The organism is Methylibium sp. T29-B, from assembly GCF_000576225.1.
GTDB lineage: Bacteria > Pseudomonadota > Gammaproteobacteria > Burkholderiales > Burkholderiaceae_C > Methylibium > Methylibium petroleiphilum.
This window is the reverse complement of sequence record NZ_AZSN01000052.1, coordinates 1-24,567: the sequence shown is the minus strand read 5'-3', so window position 1 is coordinate 24,567 and position 24,567 is coordinate 1. Positions and strand designations below refer to the sequence as shown.

General features: G+C 67.6%; 22 protein-coding genes and 5 pseudogenes. 23 read left to right on the top strand and 4 right to left on the bottom strand.

Annotated features, from left to right (window positions below; all coding sequences use genetic code 11):
* The first annotated feature begins 91 nt into the window (after positions 1–91).
* From Y694_RS10565 to Y694_RS10530, 8 genes are all read left to right on the top strand, one after another.
* Positions 92–1,945 (top strand): ABC transporter ATP-binding protein, encoded by a 1,854-nt coding sequence (locus Y694_RS10565; protein ID WP_036232198.1) that lies wholly within the window; start codon positions 92–94, stop codon positions 1,943–1,945.
* 128 nt (positions 1,946–2,073) lie between these two features.
* Positions 2,074–2,841 carry a hypothetical protein gene (locus Y694_RS10560; protein WP_011829777.1) on the top strand — a complete coding sequence of 256 codons (768 nt, stop codon included), beginning with the start codon at positions 2,074–2,076 and terminating at the stop codon, positions 2,839–2,841.
* A 155-nt stretch (positions 2,842–2,996) separates the two neighbouring features.
* Positions 2,997–3,953: a diacylglycerol kinase family protein gene (locus Y694_RS10555; RefSeq protein WP_036232195.1), complete on the top strand. Its 957-nt coding sequence runs from the start codon at positions 2,997–2,999 to the stop codon at positions 3,951–3,953.
* Positions 3,950–4,774 (top strand): metallophosphoesterase, encoded by an 825-nt coding sequence (locus tag Y694_RS10550; RefSeq protein WP_036232194.1) that lies wholly within the window; start codon positions 3,950–3,952, stop codon positions 4,772–4,774. Before Y694_RS10555 ends, Y694_RS10550 begins: the two co-directional genes overlap by 4 nt.
* The gene (locus Y694_RS10545) at positions 4,767–5,576 is read left to right on the top strand and encodes a phosphatase PAP2 family protein (RefSeq protein ID WP_036232192.1); all 810 of its coding nucleotides are present in this window, start codon (positions 4,767–4,769) and stop codon (positions 5,574–5,576) included. The genes Y694_RS10550 and Y694_RS10545 overlap by 8 nt, the downstream gene beginning before the upstream one ends.
* A gap of 375 nt (positions 5,577–5,951) precedes the next feature.
* The gene (locus tag Y694_RS10540) at positions 5,952–6,263 is read left to right on the top strand and encodes a hypothetical protein (RefSeq protein WP_231497628.1); all 312 of its coding nucleotides are present in this window, start codon (positions 5,952–5,954) and stop codon (positions 6,261–6,263) included.
* A gap of 242 nt (positions 6,264–6,505) precedes the next feature.
* The gene (locus tag Y694_RS10535) at positions 6,506–7,267 is read left to right on the top strand and encodes a DUF4397 domain-containing protein (protein ID WP_011829772.1); all 762 of its coding nucleotides are present in this window, start codon (positions 6,506–6,508) and stop codon (positions 7,265–7,267) included.
* A 126-nt stretch (positions 7,268–7,393) separates the two neighbouring features.
* Positions 7,394–7,948: a pyridoxamine 5'-phosphate oxidase family protein gene (locus Y694_RS10530; RefSeq protein ID WP_231497627.1), complete on the top strand. Its 555-nt coding sequence runs from the start codon at positions 7,394–7,396 to the stop codon at positions 7,946–7,948.
* Here the strand turns inward: Y694_RS10530 and dbpA are convergent.
* Positions 7,939–9,359: pseudogene (dbpA, locus tag Y694_RS10525) on the bottom strand (ATP-dependent RNA helicase DbpA). The gene Y694_RS10530 and the pseudogene dbpA overlap by 10 nt on opposite strands.
* 62 nt (positions 9,360–9,421) lie before the next feature.
* A complete protein-coding gene (locus tag Y694_RS10520) occupies positions 9,422–9,802 on the bottom strand; it encodes a hypothetical protein (RefSeq protein WP_051495695.1) in 381 nt (126 codons plus the stop codon).
* Positions 9,803–10,080: 278 nt separating this feature from the next.
* Between Y694_RS10520 and Y694_RS10515 the strand changes: the two genes are divergently transcribed.
* Entirely contained in the window at positions 10,081–10,575 is a 495-nt protein-coding gene (locus tag Y694_RS10515; RefSeq protein ID WP_036232201.1) for a BON domain-containing protein, read from the top strand.
* A 216-nt stretch (positions 10,576–10,791) separates the two neighbouring features.
* Positions 10,792–10,998: a hypothetical protein gene (locus Y694_RS10510; protein ID WP_036232189.1), complete on the top strand. Its 207-nt coding sequence runs from the start codon at positions 10,792–10,794 to the stop codon at positions 10,996–10,998.
* A 27-nt stretch (positions 10,999–11,025) separates the two neighbouring features.
* On the opposite strand, the pseudogene Y694_RS10505 reads toward Y694_RS10510, so the two are convergent.
* A pseudogene (locus tag Y694_RS10505) lies at positions 11,026–12,038 on the bottom strand (HpcH/HpaI aldolase/citrate lyase family protein).
* A gap of 92 nt (positions 12,039–12,130) precedes the next feature.
* On the bottom strand, positions 12,131–13,117 hold the full coding sequence (locus tag Y694_RS10500; protein WP_011829765.1) for a malate dehydrogenase: 987 nt from the start codon (positions 13,115–13,117) through the stop codon (positions 12,131–12,133).
* A gap of 200 nt (positions 13,118–13,317) precedes the next feature.
* Here Y694_RS10500 and Y694_RS10495 point away from each other — a divergent pair.
* The 13 genes and pseudogenes from Y694_RS10495 to Y694_RS10440 form a co-directional block, all read left to right on the top strand.
* A pseudogene (locus Y694_RS10495) lies at positions 13,318–14,093 on the top strand (GntR family transcriptional regulator).
* Between the two features lie 114 nt (positions 14,094–14,207).
* Positions 14,208–14,648 (top strand): succinate dehydrogenase, cytochrome b556 subunit, encoded by a 441-nt coding sequence (sdhC, locus tag Y694_RS10490; RefSeq protein WP_036232187.1) that lies wholly within the window; start codon positions 14,208–14,210, stop codon positions 14,646–14,648.
* Between the two features lie 43 nt (positions 14,649–14,691).
* Positions 14,692–15,054, top strand: coding sequence for a succinate dehydrogenase, hydrophobic membrane anchor protein (gene sdhD, locus Y694_RS10485; RefSeq protein ID WP_036232185.1), 363 nt, complete (start codon positions 14,692–14,694; stop codon positions 15,052–15,054).
* 4 nt (positions 15,055–15,058) lie between these two features.
* A pseudogene (locus tag Y694_RS27150) lies at positions 15,059–16,200 on the top strand (FAD-dependent oxidoreductase); the annotation flags it as partial.
* Between the two features lie 258 nt (positions 16,201–16,458).
* Complete coding sequence (locus Y694_RS27145) at positions 16,459–16,848, top strand: hypothetical protein (RefSeq protein WP_409072477.1); 390 nt, start codon at positions 16,459–16,461, stop codon at positions 16,846–16,848.
* Between the two features lie 35 nt (positions 16,849–16,883).
* Positions 16,884–17,588, top strand: coding sequence for a succinate dehydrogenase iron-sulfur subunit (locus tag Y694_RS10475; protein WP_011829760.1), 705 nt, complete (start codon positions 16,884–16,886; stop codon positions 17,586–17,588).
* A gap of 19 nt (positions 17,589–17,607) precedes the next feature.
* Positions 17,608–17,895 (top strand): succinate dehydrogenase assembly factor 2, encoded by a 288-nt coding sequence (locus Y694_RS10470; protein WP_011829759.1) that lies wholly within the window; start codon positions 17,608–17,610, stop codon positions 17,893–17,895.
* Between the two features lie 97 nt (positions 17,896–17,992).
* Positions 17,993–19,306, top strand: a complete 1,314-nt coding sequence (locus Y694_RS10465) for a citrate synthase (RefSeq protein ID WP_036232183.1) — start codon at positions 17,993–17,995, stop codon at positions 19,304–19,306.
* A gap of 75 nt (positions 19,307–19,381) precedes the next feature.
* A complete protein-coding gene (gene leuC / locus Y694_RS10460) occupies positions 19,382–20,794 on the top strand; it encodes a 3-isopropylmalate dehydratase large subunit (RefSeq protein WP_036232181.1) in 1,413 nt (470 codons plus the stop codon).
* A 35-nt stretch (positions 20,795–20,829) separates the two neighbouring features.
* Positions 20,830–21,480 (top strand): 3-isopropylmalate dehydratase small subunit, encoded by a 651-nt coding sequence (gene leuD, locus Y694_RS10455; protein WP_011829756.1) that lies wholly within the window; start codon positions 20,830–20,832, stop codon positions 21,478–21,480.
* Between the two features lie 20 nt (positions 21,481–21,500).
* Positions 21,501–22,591, top strand: a pseudogene (leuB, locus tag Y694_RS10450) (3-isopropylmalate dehydrogenase).
* Between the two features lie 93 nt (positions 22,592–22,684).
* Positions 22,685–23,812 carry an aspartate-semialdehyde dehydrogenase gene (asd, locus tag Y694_RS10445; protein ID WP_036232179.1) on the top strand — a complete coding sequence of 376 codons (1,128 nt, stop codon included), beginning with the start codon at positions 22,685–22,687 and terminating at the stop codon, positions 23,810–23,812.
* A gap of 328 nt (positions 23,813–24,140) precedes the next feature.
* On the top strand, positions 24,141–24,567 hold a 427-nt coding region (locus Y694_RS10440), incomplete at its 3' end, for a hypothetical protein (protein ID WP_036232177.1).

Genomic DNA, 24,567 nt, shown 5'->3' with positions numbered 1-24,567 from the left:
TGTCGACGCTGGCATGGGGGCAGGGCCATTGCCATCGGCTAACCTCGCCGCCTGGCTCCGGTGCGGGCCCCATCCACCACGGAGACCCTGCGTGTTCGGCGCGTTCGAGAAGCTGCTCCATCCTTACCCAGACGCGGCGCCCACGCCGCCGCCCAAGGGGCTGCTGCCTTTCCTGTGGCACAGCACGCGCGGGCTGCGGCCCTGGCTGCTGGCGATGACCTTGTTGACCGCCGGCATCGGGGCGTTCGAGGCACTGCTGTTCAGCATGCTCGGCCGCATCGTCGACTGGTTGGCCGCGGTGGCGCCCGCGCGTCTGTGGGCCGAGCAGGGCGGCACACTGATGCTGCTGGCGGCGGTGCTGGCGGGTAGCACGCTGCTGATCGCGCTGCAATCGCTGATCAAGCAGCAGGCGCTGGCCGGCAACTTCCCGATGCTGCTGCGCTGGAACTTCCACCGGCTGATGCTCGGCCAGAGCATGGGCTTCTACCAGGACGAGTTCGCCGGCCGGGTGGCCACCAAGGTGATGCAGACGGCGCTGGCGGTGCGCGACACCTGGATGATCCTGGCCGAGCTGCTGGTGTTCGTGGTGATCTACTTCGTCACGCTGCTGCTGGTGCTGGGCGGCTTCGATGCATGGCTGCTGCTGCCCTTCCTGGGCTGGGTGGCGCTCTACACGCTGGCTCTGCGGCATTTCGTGCCCCGGCTGGCGCGTGTGGCGCAGTCGCAGGCCGATGCGCGCTCGCTGATGACCGGGCGCATCACCGATGCCTACACGAACATCGCCACCGTCAAGCTGTTCTCGCATGCCGGGCGGGAGGCCGGCTACGCACGCGGCGCGATGCAGGAGTTCCTGCAGACCGTGCAGGCGCAGATGCGGCTGGTCACCGGCTTCGAGATCGTCAACCACTCGCTGAGCATGCTGCTGATCCTGAGCACGGCCGGTGCGACGCTGTGGCTCTGGACGCAAGGGCAGGTGGGGGTGGGCGCGCTGGCGGCGGCGACCGCGATGTCGCTGCGGCTCAACGGCATCTCGCACTGGGTGATGTGGGAGATGGCGGCGCTGTTCGAGCACATCGGCACGGTTCAGGACGGCATGAACACGTTGTCGCGACCCCATGCGGTGGTCGACCGGGCGGACGCACGGCCGCTGCAGGTAAGCCGCGGCGAGATCCGTTTCGAGGACGTGAGCTTCGGCTACGGCGGCGAGCGGATGGTGGTGGAGAACCTGTCGCTGGACATCCGGGCGGGCGAGAAGATCGGCTTGGTCGGCCGGTCCGGTGCCGGCAAGTCCACCCTCATCAACCTGCTGCTGCGCTTCTACGACATCGAACGAGGCCGCGTGCTGATCGACGGCCAGGACATCGCCGGGGTGACACAGAACAGCCTGCGCGAGCAGGTCGGCATGGTCACGCAGGACACCTCGCTGCTGCACCGCTCGGTGCGGGACAACATCCTCTACGGCCGGCCCGACGCGACCGATGCCGACATGGTGCTCGCCGCCCGACGGGCCGAGGCACACGAGTTCATCCAGGGCCTGACCGACCCGAAGCAACGGACCGGGTACGACGCCCATGTTGGCGAACGCGGCGTCAAGCTCTCGGGCGGCCAGCGGCAGCGCATCGCGATCGCGCGCGTGATGCTGAAGGACGCACCGATCCTGCTGCTCGACGAGGCCACCAGCGCGCTCGACTCGGAGGTCGAGGCGGCCATCCAGGCCAGCCTGTACCGGCTGATGGAGGGCAAGACGGTTGTCGCCATCGCCCACCGGCTCAGCACGATCGCGGCGATGGACCGGCTGGTCGTGCTGGACCGCGGCCGCATCGTCGAGCAGGGCGACCACCGCAGCCTGCTCGCGCGAGGTGGGCTGTATGCGCGATTGTGGACGCACCAGAGTGGGGGCTTCCTGGGCGAAGAGGCAGAGGACGCCGCAGAGGTGTTGGCGTGAGCCCGCCGGTGGGGCTGCCCCGGACCACAATTCCCCTCGATTGCGGGGTCCGCCGCAGCGACGACTTGTCGCCATCGTCGTTCATGATGTATTCATAGGCCACCGGCCAGCAGTTCAGGGAGAGAGTGATGCGGGAAGCGATGCGTGACTTTGCGGCGTCCACGTTGTGGCGCATCAGTGCGTTCGAGCGCGTGCGGGCGGAAACCGGCACCAGCGGCTTCATGCGTCTGGCGGGCGGGCCGACGCTGCTGCCCAGCACGCTGATGGCTGACCTGCGGCAGATCGAGGAGGACCTGCAGGAGGGCGACATCCTCGAGGTGATCGCCGCCTGCATACGGCACCGGGAGCCGGCATTGCTCTGCCTGCAGCACGAGCAGCTGGTGTGGCCCATCACCGTGTTCCCCGACGAGCGCCTCTACCACTCGCCGCGCGACATGACCGGCGCGTCTGCAGAGGGCTTGGCCGAGCTGCGCGTGCTGACCGTCGAGCCGCCGGGCGTGAGGCCACCGGGTCACTGGATGCATGAGCGGGTGGGTCAGGCGGATTGCTACCGCCCCCTGGCTCCGCTGCTCTGGACCATGGCTCTGAACGGTCCGCGACGCACCCTGCTCAGCGAGATCGGCGGCACGGCAGCCTACCGCGTGGTCGATCGCTCGGCGATCGAGAACCTGAATGCGCCGGGCGCCCTCGGCTCGGCCATCGAGCGACTGCGCAAGGAATCGGTCTCGATGCGCGACGTAGCGCGCTTCCCCGGCATGAACGTCGAGCGGGCCGCGCGCCTGCTCAATGCGCTCTACCTGACCTCCAGCCTGATGGTCACTCGCACCAACCCGGCCGCCCGTTCGGAGCCCGGCCTGCTGCGCGGCCTGTTCGGTTCCGGCAAGGCCCGACGCTAGGGGCCCGCGCGCCGGCGTCGGCGCGCCCGCCTCGTCGAGTGGATGTCCGGAGTACGAGCGTAGGCAAGTTCCTACCGTGCGGTCGGTCCGCGGACTATGGCTTGCGGCCGGGGTGCATGGTCTGATGCGGTCTTCGTGCCGCACGCCCACCGACCATGCCTACCGACCCTCCCGAGCCCGACTCCGACGCGCCGATCTTCGTGGTGCTCAACGTCGGTTCCGGCAGCGACGACGCCAACGCCACGCGCGCGACGATCGAGCGTGTGCTGAGCGAGGCGGGGCGGGAGCACGAACTGACGGTGGTCGACGAGCCGGCGCGGCTGCACGACATCGCGCGCAATGTGGTCGGTCGCGCGCGTGCGCGTGGCGGCATCGTGGTCGCCGCCGGTGGCGACGGCACGATCAATGCGGTGGCACAGGCGGTTCTGGGCAGCGGCTGCGCCTTCGGGGTGCTGCCGCAGGGCACCTTCAACTACTTCAGTCGCACCCACGGGCTGCCGGCCACGACGGAAGAGGGCACCCGATTGCTGCTGACGGCCGAGGCGCAGCCGGTGCAGGTGGGGCTGGTCAACGACCGCGTGTTCCTCGTGAACGCCAGCCTCGGGCTCTACCCGAAGCTGCTCGAGGACCGCGAGGCCTACAAGCAGCAGTACGGACGCAGCCGCCTGGTGGCGTTGTGGTCGGGCGTCATGACGCTGCTGCGCGGGCACCGGCGGTTGCGCCTCCATCTCGAGCAGGACGGCGATCTGCAGGCCTGCGAGCTGCGAACGTCGACGCTGTTCATCGGCAACAACCGCCTGCAGCTCGAGCAGATCGGCATCCGCGAGGCGCCGCTGCTCGAACAGGGCCGGCTCGCGGCGATCGCGCTGCGGCCTGTGGGCCGGCTCGAGATGCTGTGGCTGCTGCTGCGGGGCGCGTTCGGTCAGCTCGGGGACGCCGACAAGGTGTCGAGCTTCCCGTTCGCGCGGATCACGGTGCAGCCGGCGCTGCGGGGCCGCGCGGGGCGGCGTATCAAGGTGGCGACCGACGGCGAGATCGCCTGGCTGGCCACGCCACTGGTGTTCCGAGTCGCTCCGCAGCCGCTGTGGTTGCTCAAGCCGGAGCCGCAATGACCCTGGCGATCCAGATCTCCGATCCGCACTTCGGCACCGAGCAGCCCGCGGTGGTCGAGGCGCTGCTGCAGCTGGTGCGCGAGCAGGCGCCCGACGTGGCCGTGCTGTCGGGCGACATCACCCAACGGGCCAGCCGCGCGCAGTTCCGTGCGGCGCGGGCCTTCGTCGATCGCCTGGGTACCCCGGTCACGCTGGTGATCCCCGGCAACCACGACATCCCGCTGTTCAACCCGCTCGCCCGGCTGTTCGCGCCGTATGCCAACCACCGCCAGGCTTTCGGTGCCGAGCTCGAACCGATGGCCGCGTGGCCCGACCTGCTGCTGCTCACCGTCAACACCACCCGGCCCTGGCGCCACAAGGATGGCGAGGTGTCGGACGCGCAGGTGGAGCGCGTGGCGGCGCAGCTGCACGCCGCGCAACCGGGCCAACTGCGGGTGGTGGTCGTGCACCAGCCGCTGGCGGTGACGCGCGAGGAGGACGAACCGAACCGATTGCACCGCGGCGCCGAGGCGGCGCGCGCCTGGTCTCAGGCCGGGGCGGACCTGGTGCTCGGCGGCCACATCCATCTGCCCTTCGTGCTGCCGCTGCACGAGCGCTTCGAGGCGCTGGCGCGACCACTGTGGGCGGTGCAGGCGGGCACCGCGGTGTCGCGGCGGGTGCGTGACGAGGCCGGCAACTCGGTCAACCTGGTCCGTTCGCGAGGCCGTGTGGGGCCGCGCCGCGAGGCGCTGGTCGAGCGCTGGGATTACCGCGCGGCGTCGCAGCGTTTCGAACCGGTGTCGATGCACCGCCTCGGCTTCGAGGTTGGCAGCGATGGATGAGGCCCGCGTTCTCGCACTGGTCACCGCGGTGGGCGAGCGGGCCGTACCCAGCTTCGTGTTTGCGCTGGCTTGCCTGCTGTTGTTCGTCGCCTCGGCCTGGTGGCTGACACGGCGCCATGTGCTGCCGCGGCTGGAGAGCCCGTTGCCGCCGAGCGGCTTCCTGGCGCTGAACCTCGGCCTGGGCTTCGTGATCGTCGTGGTGTCCGCCGCCATCTTCGCCGGCACGGCTGACGAGATCGGCATCGACGAGGAATTGGGGATGCTCGACACGGCCTTTTCCGACACGCTGCGGGACAGCGTCTCGCTCGCGACCCTGCGGGTCTTCTCGCTTCTGACCCGCTTCGGCGACACGGCGACGCTCTCCGTGCTTTGCACCGTGGTGGCGGTGTGGCTGTGGGTCGTCCGCAAACGCTGGCTGGCGCTGGCCTGGGTGATCGCGATCGCCGGCAACGGCGTCCTGAACACCACCCTGAAGGGCATCGTCGAGCGCGTGCGGCCACTGCACGAACACGGCCTGGTGCACGAACTGGGGTGGAGCTTCCCCAGTGGCCACAGCTCCGGTGCGGTAGTCGCTTACGGCATGCTCGCCTACGTCGCGATGCGGCGCCTGCCGCCGGTGTGGCATCTGCCGGCGCTGCTTCTGGCCACCGCGATCGCCTTCACGACCGGATGCAGCCGCATCTTCCTGCAGGTGCATTTCGCCAGCGACGTGCTGGCCGGCTTCGCTTCCGGCCTGGCCTGGCTGACCGTCTGCGTCGTCAGCACCGAGCTGACGCGTCGCTATCGCCGTGCGCCAGGCTGAGCGCAAGGCGTCCCCTCGAGCAAGGAGAGTCCCATGAGCACACGCGCCGCATCCTCCTCCCGGTCCCGGCCCGCCCGCGCCGAAGCCGAGCCCGCGTCCATCGCTGCCACACGAACGCGACGAATCCAGCGACATGACCGGCGGCGAGCCCAGCGAGAGCATGCGGCAGGCCCATCGCGATCTGGCTCGCGGTTTGAAGGACACCGATCGCGGGCCGGAAGCGGACCGCGCCTACCGCAAGCTGAAGCGTTGATCCGCTGCGTCCGCTTGAGTGCGCGGCGCGTGTCATCATTTGCGGCGGTCGACATCAAGGCCGGTCATCCATACAGGAGCAGCAACGTGCGACGTGAGCGACTCACCGCAGGATGGGCTATCGTGCTGGCGCTGTGCGGCACCGCGCTGCCCGGCACGGCGGGCGCGGAGGAAGACGCGAGGGCCTACGTGGCCTTCGTCGAAGACTTCACCGCGCAGTGTGTCTCTCGAAACGGTGTGCAGATTCTCGTCAGGAACACGCACCCCACGCGCCGGCTGCGCGTGTGGCTGGATCGCTACCACATGGGCACCGGGACCGGCGACCGCTCGCGCAGCGATCTCGCACCCGCCGGCGAGCCCGAGGCCCTGGGGTGTTCGCGCAGCAGCACGGGACCGCAGGAGTGGCGTGTCGTGCGCAGTGTGTTCCTCGACTGAGGGCGCGGTGTCCACCGCCTGACCGCTAGCGTTGCGTCGGCCGCGCGGTCCGGCGGAGCATGTCAAAAGACAAAGCGCGTTGTCCGACACTCTCTTGCGGGGCGCCCTACGTGCAGGCGCCGCATCGGCCGACAGAAGCCCGCAGGCTTCGCTCCTACCTTTCAAGGGTTCGCAAGACGGACTCGCCTCACCGGCCGCCAGGCCCGGGCGATCACTCAGCAACCCTTCGAGAGGCAAGACCGATGAAGCATTCCATGAAGTTCCTGCTGGCGCTCGCGCCCATCGCCCTGCTCGCCGCTTGCGGTGGCGGCGACGACGACCTCGACGACCGGCTCGACATCGCCGACCCGAAGGTCCGGTTCGTCCATGCCATTCCGGCCGGCCCGGACGTCACGCTGTTCCGCGGCGCCAACGCGCAGTCCGACGCGACCGATGTGCCCTACCTGTTCGCATCGAAGTACTTCGACGTCGATTCCGGCGACGCGACCTGGTCGGTGAAGACATCGACCGGTTCGCTCGATGTCGGTGCGGTCACCTTCGATGCCAAGCGCGGCAACAAGTACAGCCTGCTCGCGGTGCCGAGTTCTTCGGTGACCGAGATGGTGCTGATCGACGACCCGTACAACAAGGGCCTGACCGCGGACAACGCCCGCGTGCGCGTGTTCAATGCCTCGTTCAACGCCGGCAGCATCGACGTCTATCTCAACGCACCCGGCACCGATCTGGCCGGCGTGTCGCCCACCTTCCCGGCGGTGGCCTACAAGGCAGCGAGTCCGGCCTCGGGCTCCGACTCTGTCGATCTGCCCGGCGGTACCTACCAGATGCGCATCACCAACGCCGGCACGAAGAACGTGATCTTCAATGCACCGGTGACGTTGAACGTCAACGCCGACTGGTTGGTGCTCAGCCTGCCGGCCAGCGCGACACCCGACGACGTGAAGGCCCTCGTGGTTCAGTCGGACGACGACACGCCAGCAGCGACCGAACTGACGACGACGCCCTGACGTGACGCGGCCCCTGCCGTCGGCCGCCGCTGTAGGACGCGGCCGACGCGCAGGAGCGGCCCTCGCCGATAGTTCGCGCCCCGGCCCGGGGCGACCATGAATGCACCCCAACGCAAGGAGTGGTCCATGAACATCGAAACACAAGAAACGGCCGACCTGAACCAATTGGCGAGCCTGATCGACGGCATGTCGATCGCGATGCTCAGCGGCGTCGAACGCGACGGTTCGCTGGTGAGCCGGCCGATGACGCCGCTGGAGATGGACGGCGACGGCGCGCTGTGGTTCTTCACCGATGTGCGTTCGGAGAAGACGGAGCGGCTGATCCCTCTGAACCTCAGCTTCTCCAACGAAGCGAACTCGATCTACGTGTCCATCTCCGGTCACGGCGAGGTGGTTCGCGACCGGGAGCACGTGAAGCGACTGTGGACGCCCTATGCGAAGCCCTGGTTCCTCGAGGGCCCCGAATCACCCTACCTGGTGCTGTTGAAGTTCGTCCCGCACTCGGCCGATTACTGGGACGCACCGCACAGCAAGATGATGCGCCTGGTCGCGATGAACCCGCCGACGTCGGCCGCCGAGCGGTCCGATCCCGAATCGAATGCGTTGCGTCCCGTGCCCAGGCCGACCCGTCGCTTTGAAGACGCGGTCCGGACGCCGTCCGCCCGCCGGGCTCATGCCTGAAGGCTGCGTGCCTTGATCTTCTTGCCCTTGACCCGGCCGCCGTCGAGCTTGCGCAGCGCCTCCTTGGCGATGCTGCGCTCGACGGCCACGTAGGTCGAGAATTCGGTGACGTTGATCTTGCCGATCTGGGCAGCGGCCAGGCCGGCGTCGCCGGTCAACGCGCCCAGCACGTCGCCAGGACGGATCTTCTCCTTGCGGCCGCCCAGAATCTGCAGCGTGACCATCGGAGGCACCAGGGGCCCGGCGCCGGACGGCGTGAGTTCGCTCAGCGGGTGCCATTCCGATTCCCGGTCCTGTAACTGATCGATCTTCGCCACGCTGGGCATTTCGTCGAGCGTCGACAGGCTGAGCGCCCACCCGGCCTGATCGGCACGGCCGGTACGGCCGATGCGGTGGATGTGCACTTCCGGGTCGGGCGAGATGTCGACGTTGACGACCGCTTCGAGTTGTTCGACATCGAGGCCGCGCGCGGCGACGTCGGTGGCCACCAGCACCGAACAGCTGCGGTTCGCGAACTGCATCAGCACCTGGTCCCGTTCGCGCTGCTCCAGATCGCCGTGCAGCGCCAGCGCCTGCACGCCTTGCGCGCTCAGCACGGCCACCAGGTCGCGACACTGCTGTTTGGTGTTGCAGAACGCCAGCGTGCTGGCGGGGCGGAAGTGGTCGAGCAGCAGTCCGACCGCGTGCAGGCGCTGCTCTTCCGTCACCTCGTAGAAGCGCTGGCGGATCTTGCCTGCGTCGTGCTGCGATTCGAGCCGGACATGCTCGGGCTGGCGCAGGAACTGCGCGCTCAGCCGGGCGATGCCGTCCGGGTAGGTGGCCGAGAACAGCAGCGTCTGGCGCTGCGGTGGGCAATGGCGGGCGACGGCAGCGATGTCGTCGAAGAAGCCCATGTCGAGCATGCGGTCGGCTTCGTCGAGCACCAGTGTGTTCAGCGAGGCGAGCGCGAGGCTGCCGCGCTCCAGGTGTCGATGATGCGACCTGGCGTGCCGACGACGATGTGCGCGCCGTGCTGCAGGCTGGCCAGTTGCGGGCGCATCGTGGCGCCGCCGCACAGCGTGAGGATCTTGGTGTTCTCTTGACTGCGAGCCAGGCGGCGCAGTTCCTGCGTCACCTGGTCGGCGAGTTCGCGCGTTGGGCACAGCACCAGGCTCTGCACGTCGAGGCGGCGCGGATCGAGCCGCGCCAGAAGGGCCAGGGCGAAGGCAGCCGTCTTGCCGCTCCCGGTCTTGGCCTGGGCGATCAGGTCGCGGCCCGCCAGTGCGATCGGCAGTGTGGCGGCCTGGACCGGCGTCATGCTGTGGTAGCCGAGCTGCTCCAGATTGGCCAGCACGGCGGGCGCCAGCGGCAGCTGGCTGAAGGGCAGGGGAGGTGCGCCGGACGGGGCGTCTTTCGAGAGGGGCAGAGACATGCCCGATTGTCGGGCCTGCGCCCCGCGTCCCCGCCCGCAGGGGCCCGGTCCTGCTTTTCTTCCTAGTAGCAGTCCGGTTCGGGCTTCTTCAGGCGGCAGCTCCAGCGAAAGCCGTCGACCCCCTGCTTGGCCGAACGTCTCAGGATGGCGGTGGGCTCGTTTGCGATCGCATCCGGCAGCGGCACCGCCAGAGGCGCGCCGGTGGTGTTGGTGTAGAAGTTGAGAAAGCAGGTTTCGGCACCGGCACACAGGCTGTCGATCTGCGGCTGATAGGCCTCCCGCTGGCCGGCCAGGTCGGCCGGCACGATCACCGAGCGGATGATCCCCTGCCGGCCGGCCACCGGCCACGCCTCGGTTGCGGCAGCGGCGCTGCCCACCCAGCCCGCCGCGCACGCGGCGAGCAGCAGCCGGATCGATCGGTCGCGGTCTTGCGTCTTGCCCACCAGCTTCTCCTCGGCCGGGAAGAGGTTCTGCGTCGCGCCCCCGGCAGGGCGGCCGCCGGCGATGCTAGCGCGGCGCCCTGCCGCCGTGGCGGGATGCCGCGGCGGGGGCGTGGGAATCGTCCGACAACACTGCGCGGTGAGCGCCGATGGTGAGGGGGCCCCGCCGTTCCTAAGCTGTCTACATCGCAACGACGCGAGTCGGTGTCTTCGGCCCCTCGCGATGTCCGGGCCCTGCTGCAGGCAATGCCCTCCCGCTTTTCAAGGAGATAGAGATGAAGATGAGTTCACGCACCCTCACCACGATGTCTGCTTCCACCGTGCTGCTGGCCGCCCTGGCGCTGGCCGGATGCAATCGCAACACCGAACAGGCCCAGGCGCCGGCCGACAGCGGCGCGGGCGTGGCCCAGTCCGAGCAGCGCATGGAGCAGAAGGTCGATCAGGCGCAGGCCAGCGCCGAGCGCGGCATGGACAACGCTGCCAACGCCGTGAAGGGCGCCGCCCAGGACGCCACCCAGGCGACCAAGAATGCGGCGGCCGAGGTCGGCGACAAGGTCGGCGACGCCATGATCACCACGACGGTCAATGCCGAACTGGCGAAGGATCCGAAGCTGAGCGCGCTGAAGATCGATGTCGACACCGCCGACGGCAAGGTGGCGTTGCGCGGCACGGCGCCGGACAGCGCCTCGCGCGAACGTGCGACCCAGCTCGCGATGGCGGTCAAGGGCGTGGTGAGCGTCGACAACCAGCTCACCATCGAACCGGCCAAGAGCTGATCCCCGAACGACCCGGCAGCCGCCGGGCACGACGGTGTCGCGGGCGTCCACTCGACAGGGTGGGCGCCCGCGGCTGCGTTACGTTCTGGAGAGGGTCAACGTTGTTCCTGCGAGCGCGTTGAGGAGACACGAAGCCCTGCGTCCGCAAGGCCGGTCGGCTCCACGCGGTGGAGGGTCCGGGAGACGCGGGGCGTCGAAGCCGCAGGAGGCCGATGCATGAGCTCCCTCTCCGTCACCCGCTACGAGATCCGCTTCCAGTCGCTGTTCAGGGAAGGCCGGGCGCTGAGCTTTCCCTGCGACGCGCAGGGCCACGTGCAGCTCGACGCGCTGAGTGAGCAGGCTCGTCACAACTACCTCTATGCGCGCGCCGTGGTCGGCCGCGAGTACGCCACGCCGATGGTGCTGGCGCTCTGCGCGCACTGAGTGCCGCGCCGTGTGGCCGCGGGTGGCTCAGACCGCGGCGGTGGCGAAGAAGGCCGAGCGCGCCGTGTCGGGCAGCGAGCGCCCGGTGCGGGCGGCACGCTCCAGCACGTGCCAGTGGTAGCGGTAGCTCGCGCGGTCTTGCAGCAGACCGCGGTGCGCGATCGGGGCCCAATCGGCGGCCTGGGCGGCCAGCAGGATGTCGAGAGCCGCCTCGATCTCGGCCGGCACCGGGGCGAAGGCCTCGACGATGGGTCGGATCTGGTTGGGGTGGATGCTCCACATGCGCGCGTAGCCCAGCTCGCGCGACGCACGCGTGGCAGCCTGCGCGATGGCCTGCGTGTCGCTGTACTCGGTGACCACGCAGTGCGAGGGCAGCTTGCCGGCCGCGTGGCAGGCAGCCGAGATCTCCAGCTTGGCACGCAGCACCAGCGGATGGCTGAACTGCCCCGCCAGGCTCATGCCGAAGGAGGGATCGCGCCGTGGTGCGCCGAGACGAAGTCCATCAACCCGAAGGACAGGGATTCGATCGCCGGCAGTGCCGCGATCGCCTGCACGTCGCGCAGCGCGCCGTGCGTTTCGACCAGCGCATGCACCGGGACCGCGCGCGCCAGGCCCTGCTCGCGGCGGGTCGCTTCGATGGCGGCGATGGCGTCGCGCAGCTCTTCCACGCCCTGCGCCTTCGGGATCATGAGGTAGGCCAGCCGCTCGCCGGCGCCGGCCAGCAGGCTGCGCACGTCATCCGCGAAACTCGGGTGAGGGTAGGGGTGGACACGCACCCCGACGCGGCCGTGGCGGTTGGCGGCGCTCGACACCAACTCCGCGGCGAGCCGTGCGTGCTCTGGTTCGCCGCCGACCGGGGCGCCGTCCTCGAGGTCGAGCGTCACGTCGAACAGCGCGGTGTCGGCCATGTCAGCCTGCAGCGCCAGGGCCTTGCGCATGCGCGGCTCGACGCCGGCGTAGTGGTCGCAGACCGGCAGATCCGGCCGGTGTTCGTGGGCGCCGAACAGCGCCTGCAGCGGGTGGATGCGGGGGCGGCTCATCGCGAGGGCTCCATGCGGGAACAGCGAGGCGGAATTAAAAAGGCCGACCCGAGCAACGGGATCGGCCTCTCGGGGCGGCGCTGCGGGCCGGCTCAGATCAGGTGCTTGACGCCGTCCTGTTCGCCCTGCAGTTCGGCCAGGGTCTTGTTGATGCATTCCTGCGAGAACGCGTCGATCGCGAGGCCGTCGACGATCTTGTACTCGCCGTTGGCGCAGGTGACCGGGAAGCCGAACATCACGTCCTTCGGGATACCGTATTCGCCGTTCGACGGGACGCCCATCGTGACCCAGGCGCCATTGGTGCCCAGGGCCCAGTCGCGCATGTGGTCGATTGCCGCATTGGCTGCCGACGCCGCCGACGACAGACCACGAGCCTCGATGATCGCCGCGCCGCGCTTGCCGACGGTCGGCAGGAACACGTCCTTGTTCCAGACCTGGTCGTTGATCATGTCCTTCACCGAGGCGCCATCGATGGTGGCGAAGCGGTAGTCGGCATACATCGTGGGCGAATGGTTGCCCCACACGGCCAGCTGCTTGATCGACGACACCGGCTTGCCGGTCTTGGCGGCAATCTGCGAGGCGGCGCGGTTGTGGTCAAGGCGCAGCATCGCGGTGAAGTTCTTGCGCGGCAGGTCGGGTGCGGCCTTCATCGCGATGTAGGCGTTGGTGTTGGCCGGGTTACCGACCACCAGCACCTTGACGTTGCGTGAGGCCACGGCGTTCAGCGCCTTGCCCTGCGCGGTAAAAATGGCGCCGTTGATCGACAGCAGCTCGGCACGCTCCATGCCCGGGCCGCGCGGACGCGAGCCGACGAGCAGCGCGTAGTCGGCATCCTTGAAGGCGGTCATGGGGTCGCCGTGGGCCTCCATGCCGGCCAGCAGCGGGAAGGCGCAGTCTTCCAGTTCCATCATCACGCCCTTCAGCGCCTTCTGGGCCTTCTCGTCCGGGATCTCGAGCAACTGCAGGATCACGGGCTGGTCCTTGCCCAGCATCTCGCCGGAGGCGATGCGGAACAGCAGGGCGTAGCCGATCTGGCCAGCAGCACCGGTGACGGCCACGCGGACGGGTTTCTTGCTCATGTCGAAGCTCCGGAGGTAGGGTCGTGAGATGGGGGGCCGGGTTGCGTACGTCAAAGACGTGACGAAGACCGGCACACGACTGCGAGTGTAGAAGCAATCGATGCTGCTGCCGCAGGATTCGCCGAATCTTATGTCTTATATAAGACATCTTTCATCGGTTTTGTGGACGATCCGGGGCGCGCTGTGATGCAATCCGCCGCATGGCCAACGCGCTGCCTCCCCCCCTGTCTGCGGAAGACACGTCGCTCGAGGTGTCGGGGCCGGCCTTCAGTCCGCTGTATCAGCAGATCAAGGCGCTGATCACGCGCAGCCTGCAGGGCGGCGAGTGGCGCCCCGGCGAGGCTATTCCGAGCGAGATCGAACTTGCGGCACGCTACAAGGTCAGCCAGGGGACGGTGCGCAAGGCGATCGATGAACTCGCCACCGAGAACCTGGTTGTTCGCCGCCAGGGCAAGGGGACCTTCGTCGCGACCCACGCGGAGCAGCAGGTGCAGTACCGCTTCCTGCGTCTGGTTCCCGATGCAGAGGGCAAGGTCGGCGCCGTGGAGCGCCGCTTCCTCGATTGTCGGCGCGTCCGGGCGCCGGCCGAGGTCGCGCGTGCGCTGGAGTTGAAGGCTGGCGAGACGGTGATCCAGGTCAGGCGCCTGCTGTCGTTCGGCGGCCGCCCGGTGGTGCTGGACGACATTTGGCTCAACGGCGCGCTGTTCAGGGGCTCACGGCCGAACGGCTGGCCGATTCGCGCGGCGCGTTGTACGCCACCTTCGAAGCGGAATTCGGTGTTCGGATGATCCGTGCCGAAGAAAAGCTGAGGGCGGTGGCCGCGATGGCCGTCGAGGCCGAGTTGCTGCAGGTGGCGCTCGGCGCACCTCTGCTGAGCGTGGAGCGGCGCACGCTGACCTACGGGGACCGGCCGGTGGAACTGCGCCGCGGGCTGTACGACACGACGCTCCATCACTATAGGAACGAGTTGAGCTGAACCGGAACGGAACAGAATCGCGCGTCGGATGTTCGCCGGCGAGCATCCGTCTGCTGCGATGCAACAATGCAATAAACTCGCCGAGTTTCACAGACCAGAACAAGGTAAATGGGTATGGCAGAGACCACCGTGAAAGCAGGCCGGCCGCGTCCGGTCCACCGCAACATCCACGTCAGCCAGATCATCGGCTACCGGCTGCCCCCCGCCGGCATCGTGTCGATCCTGCACCGTATCAGCGGCGCGATCATGTTCCTGCTGCTGCCCTTCATCGTCTGGCTGTTCGACACCAGCCTGAGCTCCGAAATCTCCTACGAGACCTTCACCAGTGCCTTCGTCGCCGGGATCGGCTTCGTGCCGGGCTGGTTCGTCAAGCTGGTGGCGCTGGCCCTGATCTGGGCCTACCTGCTGCACTTCATCGCCGGCGTGCGCCATCTGTGGATGGACATGACGCATGCCGTCAGCAAGGAGGCGGGGCACCGCTCGGCCCTGATCACCCTGGGCCTGAGCACGCTGCTGACGCTGGCGCTGATGGGCAAGCTGTTCGGCTGGTACTGACAAGAGAAGAACGAGAAATCTGAGGCAACGCGGATCGATCAACATGACACAGAACTACGGATCCAAGCGCATCGTCGTCGGTGCGCACTACGGTCTGCGCGACTGGCTCAGCCAGCGCGTCACGGCCGCGCTGATGGCGGTCTTCACCATCGTGCTGATCGCTCAGGTGCTGTTCGGCGCGCCGATGGGCTACGAACGCTGGGCCGGCATCTTCTCGTCGCAGTGGATGAAGGTGCTGACCTTCGTCGTCATCGTGTCGCTGGCCTGGCACGCCTGGGTCGGCGTGCGCGACATCTGGATGGACTACGTCAAGCCGGTCGGGGTGCGCCTGCTGCTGCAGGTGTTGACGATCTCGTGGCTGGTCGGTTGTGCCGGCTGGGCGATCCAAGTGCTGTGGAGGCTGTGACACCATGACAACCAAGCTTCCGACCCGCAAGTTCGACGTCGTCATCGTCGGAGCCGGTGGCTCCGGCATGCGCGCCTCGCTGCAACTCGCTCGTGCCGGCCTGAACGTGGCTGTGCTGTCCAAGGTGTTCCCGACCCGCTCGCACACCGTCGCGGCGCAAGGCGGCATCGGCGCCTCGCTCGGCAACATGTCCGAGGACAACTGGCACTACCACTTCTTCGACACCGTCAAGGGCTCCGACTGGCTCGGCGACCAGGACGCGATCGAGTTCATGTGCCGCGAGGCGCCGAAGGTCGTCTACGAGCTCGAGCACTTCGGGATGCCGTTCGACCGCAACCCGGACGGCACGATCTACCAGCGCCCGTTCGGCGGCCACACCGCGAACTACGGCGAGAAGCCGGTGCAGCGCGCCTGCGCCGCGGCCGACCGCACCGGCCACGCGATGCTGCACACGCTGTACCAGCAGAACGTCAAGGCGCGCACGCAGTTCTTCGTCGAGTGGATGGCGCTCGACCTGATCCGCGACGCTGACGGCGACGTGGTCGGCGTCACCGCGCTCGAGATGGAGACCGGTGACGTCCACGTGCTGCAAGGCAAGACCGTGCTGCTCGCCACCGGTGGGGCGGGTCGCATCTTCGCGGCCAGCACCAACGCCTTCATCAACACCGGCGACGGCCTGGGCATGGCGGCTCGTGCCGGCATCCCTCTGGAGGACATGGAGTTCTGGCAGTTCCACCCGACCGGGGTGCACAACGCTGGCGTGCTGCTGACGGAAGGCTGTCGTGGCGAAGGCGCGATCCTGCGCAACAGCAACGGCGAGCGCTTCATGGAGCGCTACGCGCCGACGCTGAAGGACCTGGCGCCGCGCGACTTCGTGTCGCGCTGCATGGACCAGGAGATCAAGGAGGGGCGCGGCTGCGGTCCGAACAAGGACTACATCCAGCTCGACATGACCCACCTCGGCGGCGAGACGATCATGAAGCGCCTGCCGAGCGTGTTCGAGATCGGCCACAACTTCGCGAACGTCGACATCACGAAGGAGCCGATCCCGGTCGTGCCGACCATCCACTACCAGATGGGTGGCATCCCGACGAACGTTCACGGCCAGGTGGTGGTGCCGAACAACGGCAAGCCCAACGACATCGTCAACGGCTCTATGCGGTCGGCGAGTGCGCCTGCGTCAGCGTGCACGGCGCCAACCGGCTGGGTACGAACTCGTTGCTCGACCTGCTGGTGTTCGGCCGCGCGGCGGGCAACCACATCGTCGAGTTCAATCAGAAGAACAAGCTGCACAAGTCCCTGCCCGCCGATGCTGCCGATCGGACGCTGGCACGCCTGGCGCGCCTCGACGGCAGCAGCAGCGGCGAGTACGCCCAGGACGTGGCCAACGACATCCGCACGACGATGCAGCAGCACGCCGGCGTGTTCCGCACCCAGGCGATGCTCGACGAGGGCGTGACCAAGATGGCCGCGGTGGCCGAGCGCGTGCGGAGCATCGCGCTGAAGGACAAGTCCAAGGTCTTCAACACCGCCCGCATCGAGGCGCTGGAAGTCGAGAACCTGATCGAGGCGGCGCAGGCCACCATCGTGTCGGCCGCGGCCCGCAAGGAAAGCCGGGGCGCGCACACGGTCAACGACTACGGCGACACGCCCGAGCATCCGAACGGCCGCAACGATGCCGTGTGGATGAAGCACACCCTCTGGTACAGCGATGGCAACCGGCTCGACTACAAGCCGGTCAACCTCAAGCCGATGTCGGTCGAGTCGATCCCCCCCAAGGTCCGCACGTTCTGATCACCCCAGTCCGAAGCGCCCCAGGAAGCGAAAACATGAGCAAGCGCACATTCCAGATTTACCGCTACGACCCGGACACCGACGCCAAGCCGTATATGCAGACGCTCGAGGTCGAGCTCGACGGTTCCGAGCGCATGCTGCTGGACGCGTTGAACAAGCTCAAAGCGGTCGATCCGAGCCTGAGCTTCCGTCGCTCGTGCCGCGAGGGTGTTTGCGGCTCGGACGCGATGAACATCAACGGCAAGAACGGTCTGGCCTGCCTGACCAACATGCGCACGCTGCCGGGAACCGTGGTGCTCAAGCCGCTGCCGGGGCTGCCGGTAATCCGCGACCTGATCGTGGACATGACGCAGTTCTTCAAGCAGTACAACTCGATCAAGCCCTATCTCGTCAACGAAGAGGTGCCGCCCGAGAAGGAACGTCTGCAGTCGCCGGAGGAGCGCGACGAGCTCAACGGCCTGTACGAATGCATCCTGTGCGCGAGCTGCTCGACCAGCTGCCCGAGCTTCTGGTGGAACCCCGACAAGTTCGTCGGCCCGGCCGGATTGCTCCAGGCCTACCGCTTCATCGCCGACAGCCGTGACCAGGACACCGCAGGGCGACTCGACAACCTCGAGGACCCCTATCGCCTGTTCCGTTGCCACACGATCATGAACTGCGTCGACGTCTGCCCGAAGGGCCTGAACCCGACCAAGGCGATCGGCAAGATCAAGGAATTGATGGTGCGCCGCGCCGTCTGACCCGACCCGGCAGACCTGCATGGCCCACGTGCTCGATGATCCGCTGCTGAGCCCCGCTGCGTTGAGCAAGCTGCGCTGGCGGTGCCGCCGCGGCCTGCTCGAGAACGACCTGTTCATCGAGCGCTTCTTCGCACGGCACGAGGCCACGCTGACCGAGCGTCAAGCGACGGGCCTGGAAGCGCTGATGGATCTGCCGGACAACGATCTGCTGGACCTGTTGCTGGTGCGCACGCAGCCCCAGGCTGAACTCGACCGCCCCGAGGTTCGCCTGGTGCTCGATCAACTGCGCACGCCGCGGCCCGCCTGAAACCACGCTGCGCTCTGTTTCGCTTTCGTCCCTCGCTCTTTGCCCCTTGTCCCGCTCCGTTTCGTCTCCCTTCGAAGTCTCTAGCCAAGGAACTGCCATGACACCGTCCGACGTGAAAGCCACCCTGTCGTTCTCCGACGGCAGCCCCAGCATGGATTTGCCGATCTACAAGGGCAGCGTGGGCCCGGACGTGATCGACATCCGCAAGCTCTACGCACAGACCGGCAAGTTCACCTACGACCCGGGCTTCCTGAGCACGGCGTCCTGCCAATCGGCCATCACCTACATCGACGGCGACAAGGGTGAACTGCTGTACCGCGGCTACCCGATCGAACAGCTGGCCGAGAACTGCGACTTCCTCGAAACCTGTTATCTGCTGCTCAACGGCGAACTGCCGAACGTCACCGAGAAAGCGAAGTTCGTCAAGACGGTCAACGGCCACACGATGGTCAACGAGCAGATGCAGTTCTTCCTGCGCGGCTTCCGCCGGGACGCCCACCCGATGGCCGTGCTGACCGGTCTGGTGGGGGGACTGTCGGCCTTCTATCACGACAGCACCGACGTGCAGAACCCGGAGCACCGTGCGGTCGCGGCGATCCGCCTGATCGCGAAGATGCCCACGCTGGTCGCGATGGCCTACAAGTATTCGATCGGCCAGCCCTACATCTATCCGCGCAACGATCTGAGCTACACCTCGAACTTCATGCGGATGATGTTCGGTACCCCCTGTGAGGAGTACGTGCCCAACGATGTGCTGGTGCGCGCGATGGACCGCATCTTCATCCTGCACGCCGACCACGAGCAGAACGCGTCGACCTCGACTGTGCGTTTGTGCGGTAGCTCCGGCACCAACCCGTTCGCCGCCATCGCGGCCGGCGTGGCCTGTCTGTGGGGCCCGGCGCACGGCGGGGCCAACGAAGCCTGCCTGAACATGCTGGAAGACATCCAGAAGATGGGCGGCGTGGCCAAGGTCGGCAAGTTCATCGAGCAGGTGAAGGACAAGAACTCGGGCGTGCGCCTGATGGGCTTCGGACACCGCGTCTACAAGAACTACGACCCTCGCGCCAAGCTGATGCGTGAGACCTGTCACGAGGTGCTCGCCGAGATGGGCCTGCAGAACGATCCGCTGTTCAAGCTGGCGATGGAACTGGAGAAGATCGCGCTGGAAGACGATTACTTCGTGTCGCGCAAGCTCTACCCGAACGTCGACTTCTACTCCGGCATCGTCCAGCGTGCCATCGGCATCCCGGTGAGCCTGTTCACCGCCATCTTCGCATTGGCCCGCACGGTTGGCTGGATCGCGCAGCTCAACGAGATGATCGGCGACCCCGAGTACAAGATCGGCCGCCCACGCCAGTTGTTCGTCGGTGCAACGGCCCGCGACGTTACGCCGATTGCCGAGCGCGCCTGACGCCGGTCCGCTCCAATCAGAGAAACCCCGGCCCTGCGCCGGGGTTTCTTGTTGTTGACGCCTAAAATCGAGGCCATGGGACGCACTCTGTACGACAAGCTGTGGGACGAACACGTCGTCCACTCCGAGGACGACGGCACCGCCGTGCTCTACATCGACCGACACCTGGTGCACGAGGTGACGAGCCCGCAGGCCTTCGAAGGCTTGGACCTCGCCGGCCGCAAGATCTGGCGACTTTCGGCCAATCTGGCGGTGAGCGACCACAACGTGCCGACCACCGACCGATCCCGGGGCATCGCCGACCCGGTGTCGCGCCTGCAGGTCGACACGCTGGACGCCAACTGCGACCGCTTCGGCATCACGCAGTTCAAGATGAACGATCGTCGCCAGGGTATCGTGCACGTGATCGGGCCGGAGCAGGGCGCCACGCTGCCGGGCATGACGGTGGTGTGCGGTGATTCGCACACCAGCACCCACGGCGCCTTCGGTGCGCTGGCGCATGGCATCGGCACCAGCGAGGTCGAGCACGTGCTTGCGACTCAGACGCTGCTCGCCAAGAAGGCGAAGAACCTGCTGGTGCGGGTGGACGGCGTGCTGCCGGCCGGCTGCAGCGCCAAGGACATCGTGCTGGCGATCATCGGTCGCATCGGCACGGCCGGCGGCAACGGCCATACCATCGAGTTCGGTGGCTCGGCGATTCGCGCGCTGAGCATGGAAGGCCGCATGACGGTGTGCAACATGGCCATCGAGGCCGGCGCGAGGGCTGGCCTGGTCGCGGTGGACGACACGACGATCCAGTACGTGAAGGGGCGGCCGTTCTCGCCGTCAGGTGTGGAGTGGGAGCACGCGGTCGCCTACTGGCGCACGCTGCATTCCGACGAGGATGCCGTCTTTGATCGCGTGGTCGAACTCGATGCGGGTCAGATCGCACCGCAGGTCACCTGGGGCACCTCGCCCGAGATGGTGCTTTCGATCAACGACCGGGTGCCCGATCCGGACCGCGAGAAGGATGCTGGCAAGCGCGGCGCCATCGAGCGCGCGCTGACCTACATGTCGCTCGAGCCGAACAAGCCGATCGGTGACATCCGCATCGACAAGGTGTTCATCGGCTCGTGTACCAACTCCCGCATTGAGGACCTGCGCGAGGCCGCCGCGGTGGTGCGGCGCGTCGGCGGGCGCATCGCCGGCAACGTGAAGCTGGCGCTGGTCGTGCCGGGTTCCGGGCTGGTCAAGGCGCAGGCCGAGCGCGAAGGGCTCGATGCGGTGTTCAAGGCGGCCGGCTTCGAATGGCGGGAGCCGGGCTGCTCGATGTGCCTGGCGATGAACGCCGACCGCCTCGAGCCCGGAGAACGGTGCGCGTCTACCAGCAACCGCAACTTCGAGGGTCGCCAGGGCGCCGGCGGCCGCACGCACCTCGTGAGCCCCGCGATGGCCGCCGCCGCCGCGATGGAAGGGCATTTCGTCGACGTCCGGCGCATTGCCGCCTGAGCTTCCGTCACCGCCTCCACCTGAAACCGACAGCCATGCAGCCTTTCCGTTTGCACCGGGGCGTGGTCGCCCCGATCGACCGTGAGAACGTCGACACCGACGCGATCATCCCCAAGCAGTTTCTCAAGTCGATCAAGCGCAGCGGCTTCGGCGTGAACCTGTTCGACGAATGGCGCTATCTCGACCATGGCGAGCCGGGGCAGGATCCGGCGTCGCGCCGACCCAACCCGGACTTCGTGCTGAACCAGCCGCGCTACCGTGGCGCCTCGGTGCTGCTGGCGCGCCGCAATTTCGGCTGCGGCTCCAGCCGCGAGCACGCGCCCTGGGCCATCGACCAGTACGGGTTCCGCGCGCTGATCGCGCCGAGCTTCGCCGACATCTTCTTCAACAACTGCTTCAAGAACGGCCTGCTGCCCATCGTGCTGCCCGAGGCGCAGGTGGCGCGGCTGTTCGACGAGGTGGCGGCCTTCCCGGGCTACGAGTTGACGATCGACCTGGAGCGCCAGGTGGTCGTCAAGCCCGACGGCGACGAGCTGGCGTTCGACGTCGAGCCGTTCCGTCGGCACTGCCTGCTCGGCGGCCTGGATGACATCGGCCTGACGCTGCGCCACGCGGACAAGATCCGCGCCTACGAGGCCGAGCGCCTGCTGCGCAAGCCCTGGCTGGCGAACACGCTGGCCTCCTGAACCAAGAGGAATTGCAGAGCATGAAGATTGCCGTGTTGCCGGGTGACGGCATCGGTCCCGAGATCGTCGACGAGGCGGTCCGGGTCCTGGAGGTGCTGGACCTGCGCTTCGAGCTGGAAGCTGCGCCGGTGGGCGGCGCTGCCTACGAGGCCGCGGGTCATCCGCTGCCCGAGAGCACGCTGCAGCTCGCCCAAAGCGCGGACGCGATCCTGTTCGGCGCCGTCGGCGACTGGAAGTTCGACAAGCTCGACCGCCCGCTGCGGCCCGAGCAGGCCATCCTCGGGCTGCGCAAGCACCTGGGGCTTTTCGCCAACTTCCGCCCGGCCATCTGCTACCCGCAGCTCACGCACGCGTCGAGCCTGAAGCCCGAGCTGGTGGCGGGCCTGGACATCCTCATCATCCGCGAACTGACCGGCGACATCTACTTCGGCCAGCCGCGCGGCCGGCGCAGTGCACCCGATGGGCACTTCCCTGGGGCCGAGGAGGCGTACGACACGATGCGCTACAGCCGCCCTGAAGTCGAGCGCATCGCCCACGTGGCTTTTCAGGCGGCCCGCAAGCGCGGCGGCAAGCTCACCAGCGTGGACAAGGCCAACGTCCTGGAGACCTTCCAGTTCTGGAAGGACATCGTCACCGAGGTCCACGCTCAGTACCCGGACGTGAAGCTCGATCACCTCTATGTCGACAACGCCGCGATGCAGCTGGTCAAGGCGCCCAAGGCCTTCGACGTGATCGTCACCGGCAACATGTTCGGCGACATCCTCAGTGACGAGGCTGCCATGCTGACCGGCTCGATCGGCATGCTGCCCAGCGCCTCGCTGAACGCAAAGAACCAGGGCCTGTATGAGCCCAGCCACGGCAGCGCGCCCGACATCGCGGGCAAGGGCGTGGCGAATCCGCTCGCTACAATCCTGTCCGCTGCATGATGCTTCGCTTCTCCCTCAACCAGCCCGAAGCCGCCGCTCGCATCGAGCGCGGCGTGGATGCCGTGCTCGCGGCGGGCCTGCGCACGGCCGACATCTGGTCAGAGGGCACCACCAAGGTGGGCACGCGCGCGATGGGTGATGCGGTCGTGGCCGCCATCACCGGCAAAACCATTACCAAGAGCTAGCAGGCTCCGGTTCGTCTCGCCCCACCTTCCTGGACCCCGGCGACACGAGCCGGGCAAGTGGGGTCCGGACTCTCGAACTGGAAAGGCAATCACATGGCACTCGTAGGATTGGTCGGCTGGCGCGGCATGGTAGGTTCCGTGCTGATGGATCGCATGGTCGCCGAGCACGACTTCGACCTCATCGAGCCGCTGTTCTTCAGCACCAGCAACGCTGGCGGCGCGGCGCCAGCGATGGCGAAGAACGAGACGCGCCTGCAGGATGCGCACGACATCGCGGCGCTCAAGCGCTGCGACATCATCATCACGGCGCAGGGTGGCGACTACACCACCGAGGTCTTCCCCAAGCTGCGCGCCGCAGGCTGGAAGGGCCATTGGGTCGATGCCGCCTCCACACTGCGCATGAAGGACGATGCCGTCATCATCCTCGACCCGGTGAACCTGCGGGTCATCGAGAACGCGCTCGCCCAGGGAGGGCGCAACTGGGTCGGCGGCAACTGCACGGTCAGCTGCATGTTGATGGGCGTGGGTGCGCTGTACAAGGCGGGTCTCGTCGAGTGGATGAGCTCGATGACCTACCAGGCGGCCTCGGGCGGCGGCGCACAGCACATGCGCGAACTGTTGACGCAGTTCGGCACGCTGAACGCCTCGGTCCGTGCGCTGCTCGACGATCCGAAGAGCGCGATCCTCGAGATCGACCGCCAGGTCATCGACACGCAACGTGGCCTGTCGGCCGAAGCGACCCAGCAATTCGGCGTGCCGCTGGGCGGCTCGTTGATCCCGTGGATCGACAAGGACCTCGGCGCAGGCGTCAGCCGCGAGGAATGGAAGGCGGGCGCCGAGACCAACAAGATCCTCGGCATCGGCGAAGGCTTTGGCACGCCGGCGATCCCGGTAGACGGCTTCTGTGTGCGTGTCGGCGCCATGCGCTGCCATAGCCAGGCGTTGACCTTCAAGCTGAAGAAGGACGTGCCGCTGGCCGATGTGGAGGCCCTGATCGCCCAGGACAACGACTGGGTCAAGCTGGTGCCGAACACGCGCGAGGCGACGATCCGCGACCTGACACCGGTGGCCGTGACAGGCACGCTCGGCATTCCGGTCGGGCGCGTTCGCAAGTTGGCGATGGGCCCGGAATACCTGGGCGCGTTCACGATCGGCGACCAGTTGTTGTGGGGTGCGGCCGAGCCGCTGCGGCGTATGCTGCGCATCCTGCTGCAGGCTTGAACGACCGGCAGCGCACCGCCTAGGACCGAGACGTTGCAGAGTGACAACGAAGCCGTCTCGGGTGCGCAGGTCGCCACGGTCACGAAGACGTCACGCGGAGCATGAGCTTGTCACCGTATCTGCTTGATGTTATTGTGATTTCAGTCATTTCAGCTCGGCTTGCCCGGCGTTTCGCCTCGGCACCGGCGGACAACGAGTCGCATCGCGCGACGCTTGGATTTCGTATTTGGGAGGCGCCTTGAAAGAACGAAAGAACCGCGTCGGGCAGGCTCGTGCACCCAGAACACTGAACGCCGTCGCTGTTGCAGCGCTGGCGGTTTGCGCCTGGATGCCGATCGACGCGGCGGCGCTCGGCTTGGGGCGTCTGTCGGTTCAGTCCGCACTCGGGGAGGCGCTCCGGGCCGAGATCGACGTCACCGCGCTCACTCCGGAAGAGGCTTCGAGCCTGAAGGTGAAGGTGGCGTCGCCCGACGCCTACCGTGCGGCCGGGGTCGACTACAACGCAGCGCTGTCGGCGGCGAACGTGACGCTGCAGCGGCGCGCCGATGGCCGACCCTACCTGCGACTGACCGGCGATCGTCCGGTCGGCGAGCCCTTCGTCGACGTCATCCTCGAATTGAACTGGTCGTCGGGGCGCCTGGTGCGCGAGTTCACCATGCTGTTCGACCCGCCGGCCACGCGTGCCGCGGCGCCGGCATCTGCACCCGCGGTCATCTCGCCGGCGCCGTCGGCGGCGCCCGCCGTCGCGGCGCCGC